The 15,133-nt window shown below is 70.3% G+C and carries 12 protein-coding genes; 7 read left to right on the forward strand and 5 right to left on the reverse strand.

What is annotated here, in order from left to right; genetic code table 11:
- Positions 1–8 precede the first annotated feature (8 nt).
- The 7 genes from E5K04_RS00115 to mmsB all read left to right on the forward strand — a co-directional run bounded on the left by E5K04_RS00115 (position 9) and on the right by mmsB (position 7,710).
- Positions 9–860 carry an ABC transporter ATP-binding protein gene (locus E5K04_RS00115; RefSeq protein WP_168929109.1) on the forward strand — a complete coding sequence of 284 codons (852 nt, stop codon included), beginning with the start codon at positions 9–11 and terminating at the stop codon, positions 858–860.
- A gap of 10 nt (positions 861–870) precedes the next feature.
- Complete coding sequence (locus E5K04_RS00120) at positions 871–2,091, forward strand: phenylacetate--CoA ligase family protein (protein ID WP_136550869.1); 1,221 nt, start codon at positions 871–873, stop codon at positions 2,089–2,091.
- Between the two features lie 130 nt (positions 2,092–2,221).
- Positions 2,222–3,703, forward strand: coding sequence for a CoA-acylating methylmalonate-semialdehyde dehydrogenase (locus E5K04_RS00125; protein ID WP_205700275.1), 1,482 nt, complete (start codon positions 2,222–2,224; stop codon positions 3,701–3,703).
- 5 nt (positions 3,704–3,708) lie between these two features.
- The gene (locus tag E5K04_RS00130) at positions 3,709–4,869 is read left to right on the forward strand and encodes an acyl-CoA dehydrogenase family protein (protein ID WP_136550871.1); all 1,161 of its coding nucleotides are present in this window, start codon (positions 3,709–3,711) and stop codon (positions 4,867–4,869) included.
- Complete coding sequence (locus tag E5K04_RS00135; RefSeq protein ID WP_136550872.1) at positions 4,866–5,666, forward strand: enoyl-CoA hydratase; 801 nt, start codon at positions 4,866–4,868, stop codon at positions 5,664–5,666. The genes E5K04_RS00130 and E5K04_RS00135 overlap by 4 nt, the downstream gene beginning before the upstream one ends.
- Positions 5,663–6,811 carry an enoyl-CoA hydratase/isomerase family protein gene (locus tag E5K04_RS00140; protein WP_136550873.1) on the forward strand — a complete coding sequence of 383 codons (1,149 nt, stop codon included), beginning with the start codon at positions 5,663–5,665 and terminating at the stop codon, positions 6,809–6,811. Before E5K04_RS00135 ends, E5K04_RS00140 begins: the two co-directional genes overlap by 4 nt.
- Positions 6,808–7,710 (forward strand): 3-hydroxyisobutyrate dehydrogenase, encoded by a 903-nt coding sequence (mmsB, locus tag E5K04_RS00145; RefSeq protein ID WP_136550874.1) that lies wholly within the window; start codon positions 6,808–6,810, stop codon positions 7,708–7,710. The genes E5K04_RS00140 and mmsB overlap by 4 nt, the downstream gene beginning before the upstream one ends.
- Positions 7,711–7,784: 74 nt before the next feature.
- On the opposite strand, the gene E5K04_RS00150 is transcribed toward mmsB, so the two are convergent.
- Genes E5K04_RS00150 through E5K04_RS00170 form a run of 5 tightly spaced genes read right to left on the reverse strand, consistent with a single transcriptional unit; the run spans position 7,785 to position 15,117 of the window.
- On the reverse strand, positions 7,785–9,746 hold the full coding sequence (locus E5K04_RS00150) for an acetoacetate--CoA ligase (RefSeq protein WP_136550875.1): 1,962 nt from the start codon (positions 9,744–9,746) through the stop codon (positions 7,785–7,787).
- A 15-nt stretch (positions 9,747–9,761) separates the two neighbouring features.
- Positions 9,762–10,670 carry a hydroxymethylglutaryl-CoA lyase gene (locus tag E5K04_RS00155; protein WP_136550876.1) on the reverse strand — a complete coding sequence of 303 codons (909 nt, stop codon included), beginning with the start codon at positions 10,668–10,670 and terminating at the stop codon, positions 9,762–9,764.
- Positions 10,671–12,713 carry an acetyl/propionyl/methylcrotonyl-CoA carboxylase subunit alpha gene (locus E5K04_RS00160; RefSeq protein WP_136550877.1) on the reverse strand — a complete coding sequence of 681 codons (2,043 nt, stop codon included), beginning with the start codon at positions 12,711–12,713 and terminating at the stop codon, positions 10,671–10,673.
- Positions 12,713–13,504 carry an enoyl-CoA hydratase/isomerase family protein gene (locus E5K04_RS00165; protein ID WP_136550878.1) on the reverse strand — a complete coding sequence of 264 codons (792 nt, stop codon included), beginning with the start codon at positions 13,502–13,504 and terminating at the stop codon, positions 12,713–12,715. Before E5K04_RS00165 ends, E5K04_RS00160 begins: the two co-directional genes overlap by 1 nt.
- Positions 13,505–13,518: 14 nt before the next feature.
- On the reverse strand, positions 13,519–15,117 hold the full coding sequence (locus tag E5K04_RS00170) for a carboxyl transferase domain-containing protein (protein ID WP_136550879.1): 1,599 nt from the start codon (positions 15,115–15,117) through the stop codon (positions 13,519–13,521).
- Positions 15,118–15,133 lie beyond the last annotated feature (16 nt).

The following is a 15,133-nucleotide window of genomic DNA, read 5'->3' on the forward strand; positions in this document are numbered from 1 at the left end:
GACGCAGCATGCAGACAGCCACCGCCACGGTGACAGCCGCCCATCCAGAGGTCGCGTCGCCCTTTTTGTTGTCGGTCAACAATATCGAGGTGATCTACAACCACGTGATCCTCGTCCTGAAGGGGGTGTCGCTGGACGTGCCCGAAGGCCGCATCGTCGCCTTGCTGGGCGCCAACGGCGCGGGCAAGTCCACCACGCTCAAGGCGATCTCCAACCTGCTCTCAAGCGAGCGGGGCAACGTCACCAAGGGCAGCATCGAGTTCCGCGGCGAGCGCATCGAAGCGCTGTCGCCCGACGCGCTGGTCAAGCGTGGCGTGATCCAGGTGATGGAGGGGCGGCATTGCTTCGGCCACCTGACCGTCGAGGAGAACCTGCTGACCGGCGCGTACACCCGGCGTGCGGGCCGCGGCGAGATCGCGGCGTCGCTGGAGAAGGTCTACCACTATTTCCCGCGCCTGAAGGAGCGCCGGCAGAGCCAGGCCGGCTACACCTCGGGCGGCGAGCAGCAGATGGTCGCGGTCGGCCGCGCGCTGATGGCCTGCCCGCAGATGATCTTGCTGGACGAGCCCTCGATGGGGCTGGCGCCGCAGATCGTCGAGGAAATCTTCGAGATCGTCCGCGAGCTCAACCAGAAGGAGCGGGTCAGCTTCCTGCTGGCCGAACAAAATACCAGCATCGCGCTCAGGTACGCCGACTACGGCTACATCCTGGAGAACGGCCGCGTGGTGATGGACGGCGAGGCCGCCGCGCTCGCCAGCAACGAGGACGTCAAGGAGTTCTACCTGGGCCTGGGCGGCGAGGGGCGCAAGAGCTTCCGCGAGGTCAAGCACTACCGCCGCCGCAAGCGTTGGCTGGCCTGAGGAGGACGCGATGCACGACCCACGCGAATACCGCAGCATGGCCGAACGCGAGGCCGAATGGTTCGCGCGCCTGCCCGCACAACTGGCCTTCGCCCGCGAGCACAGCCCGGCGTACCGGCGCCTCTTCGCCGGCGTCGACCTGTCACTCGTCAACAGCTGGTCGGCGCTGGCCAGCCTGCCGCTGACGCGCAAGTCCGCGTTGCCGGAAGAGCAGGCCGAGCTGCCGCCCTTTGCCGGTTACGCGACCTGCGCGCCGGGCGAAGCGGGGCGGGTGTTCGCCTCGCCCGGCCCGATCTTCGAGCCGCAAGGCGAGGGCGCCGACCCCTGGCGGATGCGCCGCGCGTGCCAGGCGGCAGGCTTCGCGCCCGGCTTCCTGGTGCACAACAGTTTCGCCTACCACCTGACCCCCGGCGGATTCATGCTGGACCTGGGCTGCCAGGCCGCCGGTTGCGCGGTGTTCCCGGCCGGGCCCGGCCAGACCGAGCTGCAGGTGGGTGCGATGCGGGCGCTGCAGCCCGACGCCTACGTCGGCACGCCGTCCTTCCTGGCCATCCTGCTCGAGCGCGCGCGCGACGCGGGCGTGCCGCTCCCCAGGCTCAAACGCGCGCTGGTCAGCGGCGAAGCGTTGCCAGCCGCCTTGCGCGAGCAACTGACCGGGTTCGGCGTGACGGCCTACCAGTGCTACGCCAGCGCCGACCTGGGGCTGATCGCGTACGAGGGCGTGCCCGGCGGCGGGCTTATCTGCGACGAGGACATCCTGGTCGAGATCGTGTGCCCGGGCACAGGCGAGCCGGTGCCCTTCGGCGAGGTGGGCGAGGTGGTGGTCACCACCTTGCAGCGCAGCTACCCGCTGGTGCGCTTCGCCACCGGCGACTTGTCAGCCTTCTCGCCCGAGCTTAGCCCGTGCGGGCGCAGCGGGCGGGTGTTGCGGGGCTGGCTCGGCCGCGCCGACCAGACCGCCAAGGTGCGCGGCCTGTTCGTCCACCCCGCGCAGCTTGCTGCCCTGCAAAAGCGCGTTCCCGAAGTGGGGCGCTTGCGCCTGGAAGTTAGCCGGGCCGGCGCCCAGGACACCCTGACGCTGAAGGCCGAGTGCGCGGATACGCCGGCGCTGCTTGACGCGCTCTCGACCGGCTTTCGCGAGCTGACCCAGTTGCGCGCCGACGTCGTCGCCGTGTTGCCCGGCAGCCTGCCCGCGGACGGCAAGGTGATCGACGATTGCCGCAGCCACTGAACCTGACAACAAGACGCGTGTGCCCGGGCAGTGCCCAGGCGGCGCGCGGCAACACACGGAGAAACACACCATGCAGACCCTGCTCGATTCGAACACCCGCCACGGCACGCCAAGCGCAGACGTGCCGACCATGCCGCTCTTGATCGGCGGGCGTTTTGTTGCGTCAGAGAGCCTTGAGTGGCGCGAAGTGGTCAACCCGGCGACGCAGGCCGTGCTCGCCCGCGTGCCGATGGCGACCGACAAGGAAGTGGACGCTGCGGTGGCCGCCGCGCGCGCGGCGTTTGCCACGTGGAAGAAGACGCCGCTTGGCGCGCGCGCGCGCATCTTCCTCAAGTACCAGCAGCTGATCCGCGAGCATATGGCCGAGCTTGCCGCCTTGTTGAGTGCCGAGCAGGGCAAGACGCTGGCCGACGCCGAGGGCGATATCTTCCGCGGGCTGGAGGTGGTCGAGCACGCGGCCAATATCGGCTCGCTGCAACTGGGCGAGTTCGCCGAGAACGTCGCCGGCGGGGTCGACACCTATACCGTGATCCAGCCCCTGGGCGTGTGCGCCGGCATCACGCCGTTCAACTTCCCGGCGATGATCCCCTTGTGGATGTTTCCGATGGCGATCGCCTGCGGCAACACCTTCGTGCTCAAGCCCTCCGAGCAGGACCCGATGGTGACCATGCGCCTGGTCGAGCTCGCGATGCAGGCGGGGGTGCCGGCAGGCGTGCTCAACGTGGTGCACGGCGGAGAGTCCGTGGTCAACGCGCTGTGCGACCACCCGTCGGTCAAGGCGGTCAGCTTCGTCGGCTCGACCCGGGTCGGCACGCATGTCTACCAGCGCGCGAGCCTTGCCGGCAAGCGGGTGCAGTGCATGATGGGCGCGAAGAACCACGCGGTGGTGCTGCCGGACGCCAACCGCGAGCAGACGCTCAACCAGCTGGTCGGCGCCGCGTTCGGCGCGGCCGGCCAGCGCTGCATGGCGCTGTCGGTCGCGGTGCTGGTCGGCGAGGCGCAGGCGTGGATCCCCGAACTGGTCGCGCGCGCACGTACCCTGAAGATCGGCGCCGGTTGCGACAACCCGGACCTGGGCCCGGTGATCTCCGGCGCGGCCAGGTCGCGCATCCACGCGCTGATCGAAGCGGGGGTGGCCGAGGGGGCGACGCTTGAACTGGACGGCCGCCACCCCGAGGTGGCGGGCTACCCCGACGGCAACTTCGTCGGCCCGACGCTGTTCAGCGGCGTGCGGGACACCATGCGCATCTACCGCGAGGAAATCTTCGGGCCGGTGCTGTGCGTGATGGGGGCCGACACGCTCGACGAGGCGATAAAGCTTGTCAACGCCAACCCCAACGGCAACGGCACGGCCATCTTCACGCAGAGCGGCGCCGCCGCCCGCCGCTTCCAGGAAGAGATCGACGTCGGCCAGGTCGGCATCAACGTGCCGATCCCGGTGCCGGTGCCGCTGTTCAGCTTTACCGGTTCGCGCGCGTCCAAGCTGGGCGACCTCGGCCCCTACGGCAAGCAGGCGGTGCTCTTCTATACCCAGACCAAGACCGTCACCAGCCGCTGGTTCGACGACGACGCCTCCAGCGGCCGCATCCACACCACCATCAGCCTGAGGTAGACCGCATGGAGTTCGCGCTCAATGAAGAACAGCGGGCGTTTCAGGACAGCGCCCGTGCGTTTGCCCGTAACGAGCTCGCGCCGCATGCCGCGCGCTGGGACGCCGACGAGGAGTTTCCGCTCTCCACCATCCGCCGTGCCGGGGAAATGGGCTTTCTGGGCCTCTACACGCCGCAAGCCTACGGCGGGCTTGAGCTGCCGCGGCTCGACAGCGCCCTCGTGTTCGAGGAACTCGCCTACGGCTGCACGTCCACCGCGGCTTATCTCACCATCCACAATATGGTCAGCTGGATGGTCGCAAGCTTCGGCCCGGCCGAACTTGCTAGAGCCTGGGTGCCGCGCATGGTGGCGGGTGAAGTGCTGGGCAGCTATTGCCTGACCGAGCCGGGCGCAGGGTCGGACGCGGCCTCGCTTACGACGCGCGCCGAGCGCCAGGGCGGGCAGTATGTGCTCAATGGCAGCAAGATGTTCATCTCGGGTGCCGGCAGCACCGACGTGCTGGTGGTGATGGCGCGCACCGGCGGCGCCGGCCCGCGTGGCATCTCGGCCTTCCTGGTGCCGGCCGACAGCCACGGCATCCTCTACGGCAAGAAAGAAGGCAAGATGGGCTGGAACAGCCAGCCCACGCGCGCGATCAGCTTCGAGAACGTGGCCGTGCCGCTTGGCAACCGGCTGGGCGAGGAGGGCGAGGGCTTCACCTTCGCGATGAAGGCGCTGGACGGCGGCCGCATCAATATCGCGACTACCGCGGTCGGCACCGCGCAGGCCGCGCATGACGCCGCCTGCCGCTACGTGGGGGAACGCCAGCAGTTCGGCGCGCCGCTCGCCCAGTTGCAGAACATCCAGTTCCGGCTGGCCGACATGCAGACCGAACTGGTCGCCGCGCGGCAGATGGTCAGGCTGGCGGCCTGGCAACTGGACGCGCGCCACCCGGAAGCGTCGGCGTATTGCGCGATGGCCAAGCGCCTGGCCACCGACCTTGCCTTCAACGTGGCCAACCAGGCGCTGCAGTGCTTCGGCGGCTACGGCTACCTGCGCGACTTCCCGCTGGAGCGCCATGTGCGCGACTTGCGCGTGCACCAGATCCTGGAAGGCACCAACGACATCATGCGACTGATCATTGCCCGCCGCCTGCTTGCGGACGGCGTACTGGAGAACCTCAGATGAACACCTACCAAGGCATGCGCCTGGAAAAACACGGCGTCGCCGCCGTGGTGACGCTGGACAACCCGCCGGCCAACACCTGGACGCGGCAGAGCCTCGCCGACCTCGTGCGCCTGATCGACGACGTGGAAGCCGACCCCGCGCTCAGGGTGCTGATCCTGGTGGGCGCGGGCGACAAGTTCTTCTGCGCCGGGGCGGACCTCAAACAGTTTGCCGAAGGCGACGCCGCGGTGGCCGCCGAGGCAGCCTCGGCGTTTGGCCGCGCCTTCGAGCGCCTGTCGGCCTACCGCGGGGTCAGCATCGCCGCCATCAACGGCTACGCGATGGGCGGCGGGCTGGAAGTCGCGCTCGCCTGCGACTTGCGGGTGGCCGAGGCGCAGGCGCAGCTGGCGCTGCCCGAGGCGGCTGTCGGCCTGTTGCCGTGCGCCGGCGGCACCCAGTTGTTGCCACACCTCATCGGCGAGGGCTGGGCCAAGCGGATGATCCTGTTGGGCGAGCGGGTGGACGCCGACACCGCGATGCGCATCGGCCTGATCGAGCAGGTGGCCGCCCGGGGGGAGGCGTTGTCCGCCGCGCTTGCCATGGCGGACAAGGTCGCGCGGCAGAGCCCGGCAAGTCTGCTTGCGTGCAAGACGCTGATCCAGCGTGCGCGCAGCGTGCCGCCGGCGCTCAACCTGCCGCTGGAGCGCGAGCTGTTCGTCGGCCTGTTCGCCGACCCCAACCAGCAGGAGGGCGTGCGCGCCTTCCTCGAGAAGCGCGCGCCCGCATGGCAGGTGCCATCAGCGGGGGCGCGTCCATGAGCGCGGCCGATTGCGTGCTGTTCGCTGAGTACGCCGCCGCCAACGGCTACCGGATCGCCACGGCGACGCTCAACAGCGAGCGCACGCTCAACGCGCTGACGCTTGACATGATCCGCGCGCTGTCCACGCAGCTCGCGCGCTGGCAGGACGACCCGCGGGTCGCGCTGGTGGTGCTCTCGGGCAGCGGCGAGCGCGCCTTCTGCGCGGGCGGCGACGTGCGCGCCCTCTACCGCGCGCTGAGCGAAACGCCGGCGCCGTGCCCGCACCCGCTCGCCGAGACCTATTTCAGCGAGGAATACGCGCTCGACTACCTGATCCACACCTACCGAAAACCTGTGCTGGTGTGGGGGCGCGGCATCGTGATGGGCGGCGGGCTCGGCCTGCTGGCGGGCGCCAGCCACCGCGTGGTCACGCCGTCCACCCGCATGGCGATGCCCGAGGTGAGCATCGGCCTGTTCCCGGACGTCGGCGGCAGCTGGTTCCTGAACCGGATGCCGGGCCGGGTCGGCCTGTTCCTCGGGCTGACCGGCGCGCCGCTCAACGCGACCGACTGCCTGTATGTCGGCCTCGCCGACTATGCGCTGGAAGACGACGCGCTGCCGGCGCTGATGACGGCGCTCGCCGCGTGCGACTGGCAGGCCGACGCCGCGGACAACCGCGCGCGGCTGGACGCGCTGCTTGAGGGCATGGCCCACGCGGCGCGTGAACACCTGCCGGCCGGGCAGGTCGAGCCCAACTTCGCGCGCATCGGGGCGATGACCGCGCAGCCGACGCTCGCGGCGGTCTGCGAGGCGGTGCTAGGCGCGCAAGGCGACGCGGATGCCTGGCTTGCCGGCGCCGCCGGCAAGCTCGCGGCGGGTTGCCCGGCGACGCTCGCGCTGGTGTGGGAAACCCTCGCGCGCGCGCGCGGGCTGTCGCTCGCCGACGTGCTGCGCATGGAACTGGTCCTTGCGCTGCGCTGCTGTGCCAACGGCAATTTCACCGAGGGCGTGCGCGCGCTGCTGGTCGACAAGGACAACGCGCCGCGTTGGCAGCCGCCGACGCTGCAACAAGTGGACCCGGGCTGGCTTACCAGCCATTTCGAGGCGCCGTGGCCGCGCTCGCCGCTGGCCGCGCTGGGTGAACGTACAAAGGAAACCGCATGACACGCATCGCATTCATCGGCCTCGGGCATATGGGCGGCCCGATGGCACTCAACCTCGTCAAGGCAGGGTTTGAGCTGCAGGTGTTCGACCTCAACCCGGCGCTCGCCGAGCCTCTCGTCGCGGCAGGCGCCTGCTTTGCCGCGTCCGCCGCGGCCGCCGTCAGCGAGGCCGGCGTGGTGATCTCCATGCTGCCGGCGAGCCCGCATGTAGAGCGGCTGTACCTGGGGGACGCGGCGGGGGGCGGGGTGTTGCCGCAGGCCCGGCCGGGCACGCTCGTGATCGATTGCTCGACGATCAGCCCGCAAAGCGCGCAGAAGGTCGCGGCGGCAGCGCTCAGGCAGGGCCTCCGCATGCTGGACGCGCCGGTGTCCGGCGGCACCGCCGGCGCGGCGGCCGGCACGCTGACCTTCATGGTCGGCGGCGAGGCGGCCGACCTGGAGCTGGCGCGGCCCATCCTGTCGGCGATGGGGCGCAACCTCTTTCACGCCGGCGCGCAGGGCGCGGGCCAGGTCGCCAAGATCTGCAACAACATGGTGCTCGGCGTGCAGATGCTCGCCGTCAGCGAGGCGCTCGCGCTGGGCGTCAGGCAAGGGCTGGACGCGGCCGTGCTCTCCGGCATCATCGCCAAGAGTTCGGGGCGGGGCTGGGTGACCGAGCTCTACAACCCGTGGCCGGGGGTGATGGACAACGTGCCGGCCGCGCGCGGCTACGCCGGCGGCTTCGGCGCCGACCTGATGCTGAAGGATCTGGGACTGGCGGTGGAGGCGGCAATCGCGGCGCGCGCGTCAGTGCCGATGGGGGGGCTCGCCCGCGAACTCTTCGCGCAGTGGAGCAGTTCGGGCCACGGCGCGCTCGATTTTTCCAGCATCGTCGGCCTGTTCGCGCCGCCAGAACGCTGAGGCCTGCCGTAAAACCGAAAGCGGCCCTGCCAGTGCGCAGGGCCGCTTTTGTTAACGGATAACTCGCCGGGCGCTCAGTCCTGTAGCGCCGGCAGCCTGGCGAACAGCAGGAGCGCCTCCGGGTTGGCCAGCGCGCCGAGGTTGTTGACCGGCTCGTCGTGGATCACGTTCCTGACGGCCAGCTCGACGAGCTTGCCGCTGAGGGTGCGCGGGATGTCGGCGACGGCGACGATCCTGGCCGGCACGTGGCGCGGGCTGGCCTGTTGCCGGATCGCCGCCTTGATGCGCGCTGTCAGCGCGTCGTCAAGCTCTAAGCCCTCCCGCAGCCTGACAAACAAGAGCACGCGCTCGTCGCCCTGCCAGCGCTGGCCGACCACCACGCTCTCCAGCACTTCGTCGAACCGTTCGAGCTGGCGGTAGATCTCGGCCGTGCCGATGCGCACGCCGCCGGGGTTGAGCACCGCGTCCGAGCGGCCGTGGATGATCATGCCGCCCTCGGCCGTCAGCTCGGCGTAGTCGCCGTGGCACCAGATGCCGGGAAAGCGCGCGAAGTAGGCCTTGCGGTACTTTTCGCCGTCTTCGTCGTTCCAGAAGCCGACCGGCATCGACGGGAAGGGGCGGGTGCAGACGAGTTCGCCCTTTTCGCCGATGACGGCGTCGCCCGCGTCGTTCCAGACCTCGACGGCCATCCCCAGGCCCCGGCACTGCAGCTGGCCGCGGTAGACCGGCAGGCAGGCGTTGCCCAGCGCGAAGCAGGAGAGGATGTCGGTGCCGCCCGAGATCGACGCGAGGTCGAGGTCGGCCTTGATGGCCCGGTAGACCCAGTCGAAGCGCTCGGCCAGCAGCGGCGAGCCGGTGGACATCAGCACGCGCAAGCCCGCCAGCGCGTACGCCTTGCCGGGCTCAAGGCCGGTCTTGCTCAGGCCGTCGAGGTATTTGGCCGAGGTGCCGAAGTGGGTGCAACGGTAGGCGTCGGCGTACTGCCACAGGATGCGGCCGTCGTTGGCCAGCGGCGAGCCGTCGTAGAGCAGCAGGGTCGCGCCGCTGGCGAGGCCCGAGGCCAGCCAGTTCCACATCATCCAGCCGCAGGTGCTGAAGTAGAACAGCGCGTCGCCCGGGTGCAGGTCGGCGTGGAGCTGGTGCTCCTTCAGGTGCTGCAGCAAGGTGCCGCCGTGACCGTGCACGATGCACTTGGGCGCGCCGGTGGTGCCGCTGGAATACAGGATGAAGAGCGGGTGCCGGAAGCCGACCCGCTCGAAGGTGAGGGGCTGCGCGGCAAAGCCGTCGAGGAAGGCGTCGAGCGTCTGCCCGCCGGGCAGGGCGGCGGCGAGCGCGTCGGCGCCGCCGGTGTAGGGCACTACCAACAGCTTCTGAAGTGAGGGCAGGCCATGCGCGACGGCGTGCAGCTTGGCGTCGATATCGACACGCTTGCCGTTGTAGAAATAGCCGTCCGGGCAGAACAGGACCTTGGGCGCGGTCTGGCCGAAGCGGTCGATCGCGCCCTCGGCGCCGAAGTCGGGCGAGCAACTGGTCCAGATGGCGCCCAGGCTCGCCGTCGCCAGCATCGCGGCCAGCGTCTCGGGCATGTTCGGCATGAAGCCCGCCACGCGGTCGCCGGCGCGCACGCCCTGCGAGGCGAGCGCCTGCTGCAAGCGCGAGACCAGTTCGCGCAGCGCACGGAAGCTCAGCTCGCGCTGGACGCGGTCCTCGCCCCAGAACACGACGGCCAGCGCGTCACCGTCGTGCCTGAGCAGGTTTTCGGCGTAGTTGAGCCGCGCCCCGGGAAAGAAGCGCGCCTCGCGCATGTCTTCGCTGCCGGCAAAGGCGACGTTGCCCGGTTCGCCGACGACCCCGCAGTAATCCCACACCTGGCGCCAGAAGCGGCCGGGCTCAGCGAGGCTCGCCTGCCTGAGGCTTTCGTAGTCGGGGTAGGCCTTGCCGTCGGCGTGTTCGGCGAGGCGGGTGAAGGCGGTCAGGTGGGCCGCCGCGACGCGCGCGGCCGACGGCCGCCAAACGGGAAGCATCTGGTTGTGCATGCGGTGTCTCCGTGTTCAGGCGTTTCCGCCGGCGGGTGAACGCCCGCGTGCGCGCGCGTATTTCGACCCCGGCTCGCGGCCGAGCGCGTCGGCGATCTGCCATGCCGCGTCGGTGACGGCATCCAGGTTGACGCCGGTGGTGTAGCCCATGCCGTGCAGCAGGTAGAGCACGTCCTCGGTCGCGACGTTGCCGGACGCGCCGCGCGCGTACGGGCAGCCGCCAAGGCCCGCCACTGAGCTATCGAAGGTGCGCACGCCGGCACAGAGCGCGGCGTAGATATTGGCGATCGCCATGCCGTAGGTGTCGTGGAAATGCCCGGCGAGCCTGTCCACCGGCACTTCGGCGGTGACCGCGTCCAGCATGGCGAGCACCCGGTCGGGGGTGCCGACGCCGACGGTGTCGCCCAGCGAGACCTCGTAGCAGCCCATCCGGTAGAGCGCGGCGGCGACTTCGGCGACCTTGCGCGGGGAGACGTCGCCCTCGTACGGGCAGCCGACCACGCAGGAGACGTAGCCGCGCACGGACAGGCCCGCCGCCAGCGCACGCTGCGCGACCGCCTCGAAACGCGCGAGGCTGTCGTGCACGCCTACGTTGATGTTCTTCCGGCTGAATGTCTCGCTTGCGGCGCCGAAGATTGCGATTTCGCGCGCGCCGGCTTTGAGTGCCGCCTCCAGCCCCGCGAGGTTGGGCACCAGCACCGGGTAGCGGACCGCGCCGTCAAGCTTGAGGGATGCGAGCACCTCGGCGGTGTCGGCCATCTGCGGCACACACTTGGGCGAGACGAAGGCGCCCGCCTCGATGTGGGTCAGGCCCGCGTCGGCGAGGCGCCCGATCAGCGCGAGCTTCACCGCAAGCGGGATCGCCTGCCTTTCGTTTTGCAGCCCGTCGCGCGGGCCGACTTCGACAATCTTGACCCGTGCCATTCAGTCCGCCTCGAAGTCCAGCAGTTCGTCACCGTCGTTCACCTGTTCGCCGGTGGCGAAGTAGAACGCCCGCACCACCCCGTCGCCCGGCGCCGAGATCGTGTGCTCCATCTTCATCGCTTCGAGGATCATCAGCGGCTCGCCGCGCGCGACACGGCCGCCGGCCGTGGCCAGGAGTGCGACCACCCGCCCGGGCATCGGTGCCTTGAGGTGGGTGTCGCCGTGCGCGGCGGCTTCCTCGAACGCGTACGGGTCGAGGTAGTCGACGCACAGCTGCTCGCCGTCCACGAACAGCACCCGCTTGAGGTCGTGGCTGACGCGGGTGGCGCTGATGCGTTTGCCCGCGAGCGTGACGGTGAGCGCGGTCCCGGCGAGCGCCGCCTCGGCCGCCTGCCACTGGCCGGCCACTTCGACCTCGAGTTGCCCGTCCTGATGGCGCACGCCGACCTCGAAGCGCGCGTCGCCCTGCCCGAAGCGGACGCGGCGCGTGTGCGCGCCGTTCAGGCGCCAGGCGGCGGGCGCCGCGCTGTCGCCCGGCCTCGCCGCGGCGAGCACCTCGCCCAGCGCAAAGAGCGCGAGCGCTTCGGGGCCGGGCTCGGCGGGCGGTGGCAGCAGGCTCTGCTGGTGGCGGGCGATCAGCCCGGTGTCGACGCGGCCCGCCGCGAAGTCGACGTTGGCGGCGATGCGGCGCAGGAAGCGGATATTGGTCGCGACGCCGGCCACCTGGTAGTGGGCGAGCGCGCTGTCCAGCTGCCTGAGCGCCGCCTCGCGCGTCTCGCCCCACACGATGAGCTTGGCGATCATCGGGTCGTAGTAGGGGCTGATGCTGTCGCCCTCGGCAACGCCGGTGTCGATGCGTACCCGCGCGCCCTCGGCGGGCGGCGCAAGGTGGAAGAGGGTGCCGGTGGCCGGCAGGAAACCCTTGTCCGGGTCTTCGGCGTAGATGCGCGCCTCGATGCTGTGGCCCCAGAGGGTGAGTTCGTGCTGCGCAAGCGGCAGGCGCCCGCCGCAGGCGACTTTCAGCTGCCACTCGACCAGGTCCTGCCCGGTGACCATTTCGGTGACCGGGTGCTCGACCTGCAGCCGGGTGTTCATTTCCATGAAGTAAAAGCGGCCGCTGTCGACGTCGAGGATGAACTCGACGGTGCCGGCGCCCACATAGCCGACGGCGCGCGCGGCGGCGACCGCCGCCTCGCCCATCGCCCTGCGGGTGGCAGCGGGCAGGTGTGGCGCGGGCGCTTCTTCCAGCACCTTCTGGTGGCGGCGCTGCACCGAGCAGTCGCGCTCGAACAGGTAGACGCAGCCGCCGGCGCTGTCGGCGAACACCTGGATCTCGACGTGGCGCGGCCGGGTCAGGTATTTCTCGACGAGCACCTTGTCGTCGCCGAAACTCGCGCGCGCCTCGCGCCGGCAACTCTCGAGCGCCGCCGCGAAGTCCGCGGCCGCCTCGACGATGCGCATGCCCTTGCCGCCGCCGCCGGCGCTTGCCTTGATCAGCACCGGGTAGCCGATGCTTGCCGCCTCGGCCGCCAGCAAGGTCTCGTCCTGCGCGTCGCCGTGGTAGCCGGGCACCAGGGGCACGCCGGCTTGTTCCATCAGACGCTTGGCGGCGGACTTGCTGCCCATCGCGGCGATGGCGGCCGCCGGCGGGCCGATGAACACCACGCCCGCGCGCGCGCAGGCGTCGGCGAAGCCGGCGTTTTCCGACAGGAAGCCGTAGCCGGGGTGGATCGCCTCGGCGCCGCTGAGCCTTGCGATGTCAAGCAGCGTGTCGGCCTTTAGGTAGGACTCGGCCGCCGGCGCCGGGCCGAGGCGCCACGCCTCGTCGGCCATTTGCACGAAACGGGCGTTGGCGTCCGTGTCCGAATAGACGGCGACGGTGCGGATGCCCAACTGCCGCGCGGTGCGGATGACGCGGCAGGCGATCTCGCCGCGGTTGGCGACCAGGATCTTGCCGAACAGGGGGCGGGCGCTTGGCGGCTTGGGCAGGCAGCACGGCGGTGCCGCCTGCGCGAGTTGCTCCGGGGTGGGGTAGGCGTGCATCAGTGCTGGATCCAGTCGGGTGGGCGTTTGTCGAAGAAGGCGGCCAGCCCTTCGCGGGCTTCTTCGCCTCTGCGGGCCTTGGCGATGCGCCGGGCGGTGTCGTCCAAGAGCGCGTCGTCCTGCACCGACACGCCGGACAGTACGCCCAGCAGGTCTTTGGCCGCGGCGAGCGCGCCGGGAGCGCCGCGGGCAAGCTCGGCGCAGAGGTCGGCCACGCGTGCGTCAAGCGCGTCGTCCGCCACCACTTCGTGCAGCAGGCCGATGCGATGCGCGGTGGCCGCGTCGATGCGCTCGGCGGAAAGGAAGTAGCGGTGTGCGTGGCGCTCGCCGATGGCGTGTACCACATACGGGCCGATGGTCGCCGGGATCAGCCCCAGCCGGACTTCGGAGAGGCCGAAGCGCGCCGCGCCGGTGCCGATGGCGATGTCGCAGGCGGCGACCAAACCGGTGCCGCCGGCGAGTGCCGCGCCGTGCACGCGCGCGACGACCGGCTTGGGGCAGCGATGGACGGCCTTGAGCATGGCCGCCAGCGCGCGCGCGTCTTCAAGGTTCTCGCTGTCGGAGAAACCGGCGGCGCGGCGCATCCAGGCAAGGTCGGCGCCGGCGCAGAAGCTGCTGCCGCGCCCGGCGAGCACGATCACGCGCACCGCCTGGTCGCCTGCGAGGGTGTCGAACGCCGCCGTCACGGCGGCGATCAAATGCTCGTCCATCGCGTTGTGCCGCTCGGGGCGGTTCAGCCAAACGGTGGCGACCGGGTCCTGGCGGGTGACTTCCACGCTCATGTCTGTCATTGCAAGCCTTTCCCTTACATGCGGAACACGCCGAAACGGGTCGGCTCGATAGCGGAGGAGAGGCTCGCCTCCAGCGCGAGGGAGAGCACTTCGCGCGTCTGCGCCGGGTCGATCACGCCGTCGTCCCACAGCCGGGCGCTGGCGTAATAGGGGTGGCCCTGGTGCTCGTACTGTTCGCGCACCGGCGCTTTCAGCGCCTCTTCCTGCTCGGGCGTAAAGGCGTCGCCCAGCTGCTCCTTCTTGACCTGGGCGAGCACGCCGGCGGCCTGCTCGCCGCCCATCACCGAGATGCGGCTGTTCGGCCACATCCACAAGAAGCGCGGGCTGTAGGCGCGCCCGCACATGCCGTAGTTGCCGGCGCCGAAGCTGCCGCCGATCAGCACGGTGAACTTCGGCACCTGCGCGCAGGCGACCGCCGTCACCAGCTTGGCGCCGTCCTTGGCGATGCCGCCGTTCTCGTACTTCTTGCCGACCATGAAGCCGGTGATGTTCTGCAGGAAGACAAGCGGGATGCCGCGCTGGCAGCACAGCTCGACAAAGTGCGCGCCCTTGAGCGCGGACTCGGAAAACAGGATGCCGTTGTTGGCGATGATGCCGACCCGGTAGCCGTTGAGCCGGGCAAAACCCGTGACCAGCGTCGCGCCGTAGTTCTCCTTGAATTCGTCGAAACAGGAGTCGTCGATGAGCCGGGCGATGATCTCGCGCACGTCAAACGGCTTCTTGCTGTCGGCCGGGACCACGCCGTACAGCTCTTCGGCCGCGTAGCGCGGCGGCTTGGGCGCCGTGCGGTCGAGCCGGCCTTCCTTTTGCCAGTTGAGCGAGGCGACGATGCGGCGGGCGATGGCGAGGGCGTGTGCGTCGCTCTGCGCGAGGTGGTCGGCCACGCCGCTGACGCGGGTGTGCACGTCGCCGCCGCCCAGCTCCTCGGCGCTGACCACCTCGCCGGTGGCCGCGCGCACCAGCGGCGGGCCGCCCAGGAAGATGGTGCCCTGTTCCCTGACGATCACCGTCTCGTCGCTCATCGCCGGCATATAGGCGCCGCCGGCGGTACAGCTGCCCATCACCACCGCGACCTGCGGCACGCCGGCGGCGGAGAGCTGCGCCTGGTTGTAGAAGATGCGGCCGAAGTGATCGCGGTCGGGGAACACCTCGTCCTGCAGGGGCAGGTAGGCGCCGCCGGAGTCGACCAGGTAGAGGCAGGGCAGGCGGTTTTCGCGTGCGATTTCCTGCGCGCGCAGGTGCTTCTTCACCGTCATCGGGTAGTAGGTGCCACCCTTGACGGTGGCGTCGTTGGCGATGATCAGGCAGTCGACGCCGCTGACGCGGCCGATGCCGGCGATCAGCCCGGCGCCGGGCGCGTCGCCGCCGTACATGCCGAAGGCGGCCAGTTGCGACAGTTCGAGAAAGGGCGCGCCTGCGTCGAGCAACAGGTCGACGCGCTCGCGCGGCAACAGCTTGCCGCGCGCGACGTGCTTGTCGCGCGCCTTCTCGCCGCCGCCTAGCGCGGCGCGGGCGACCTTGTCTTTCAGGTCGGCCACCATGCGCCGCATCTTTTCGGCGTTGGCGATGAAGTCGGCGCTGCGTGGAGAGAGCCTGGATTCGATGACGGGCATGGGGCGGCCTCGGGGG

Source organism: Crenobacter intestini (genome assembly GCF_004919095.1).
In the GTDB taxonomy this organism is placed as follows: domain Bacteria; phylum Pseudomonadota; class Gammaproteobacteria; order Burkholderiales; family Chromobacteriaceae; genus Craterilacuibacter; species Craterilacuibacter intestini.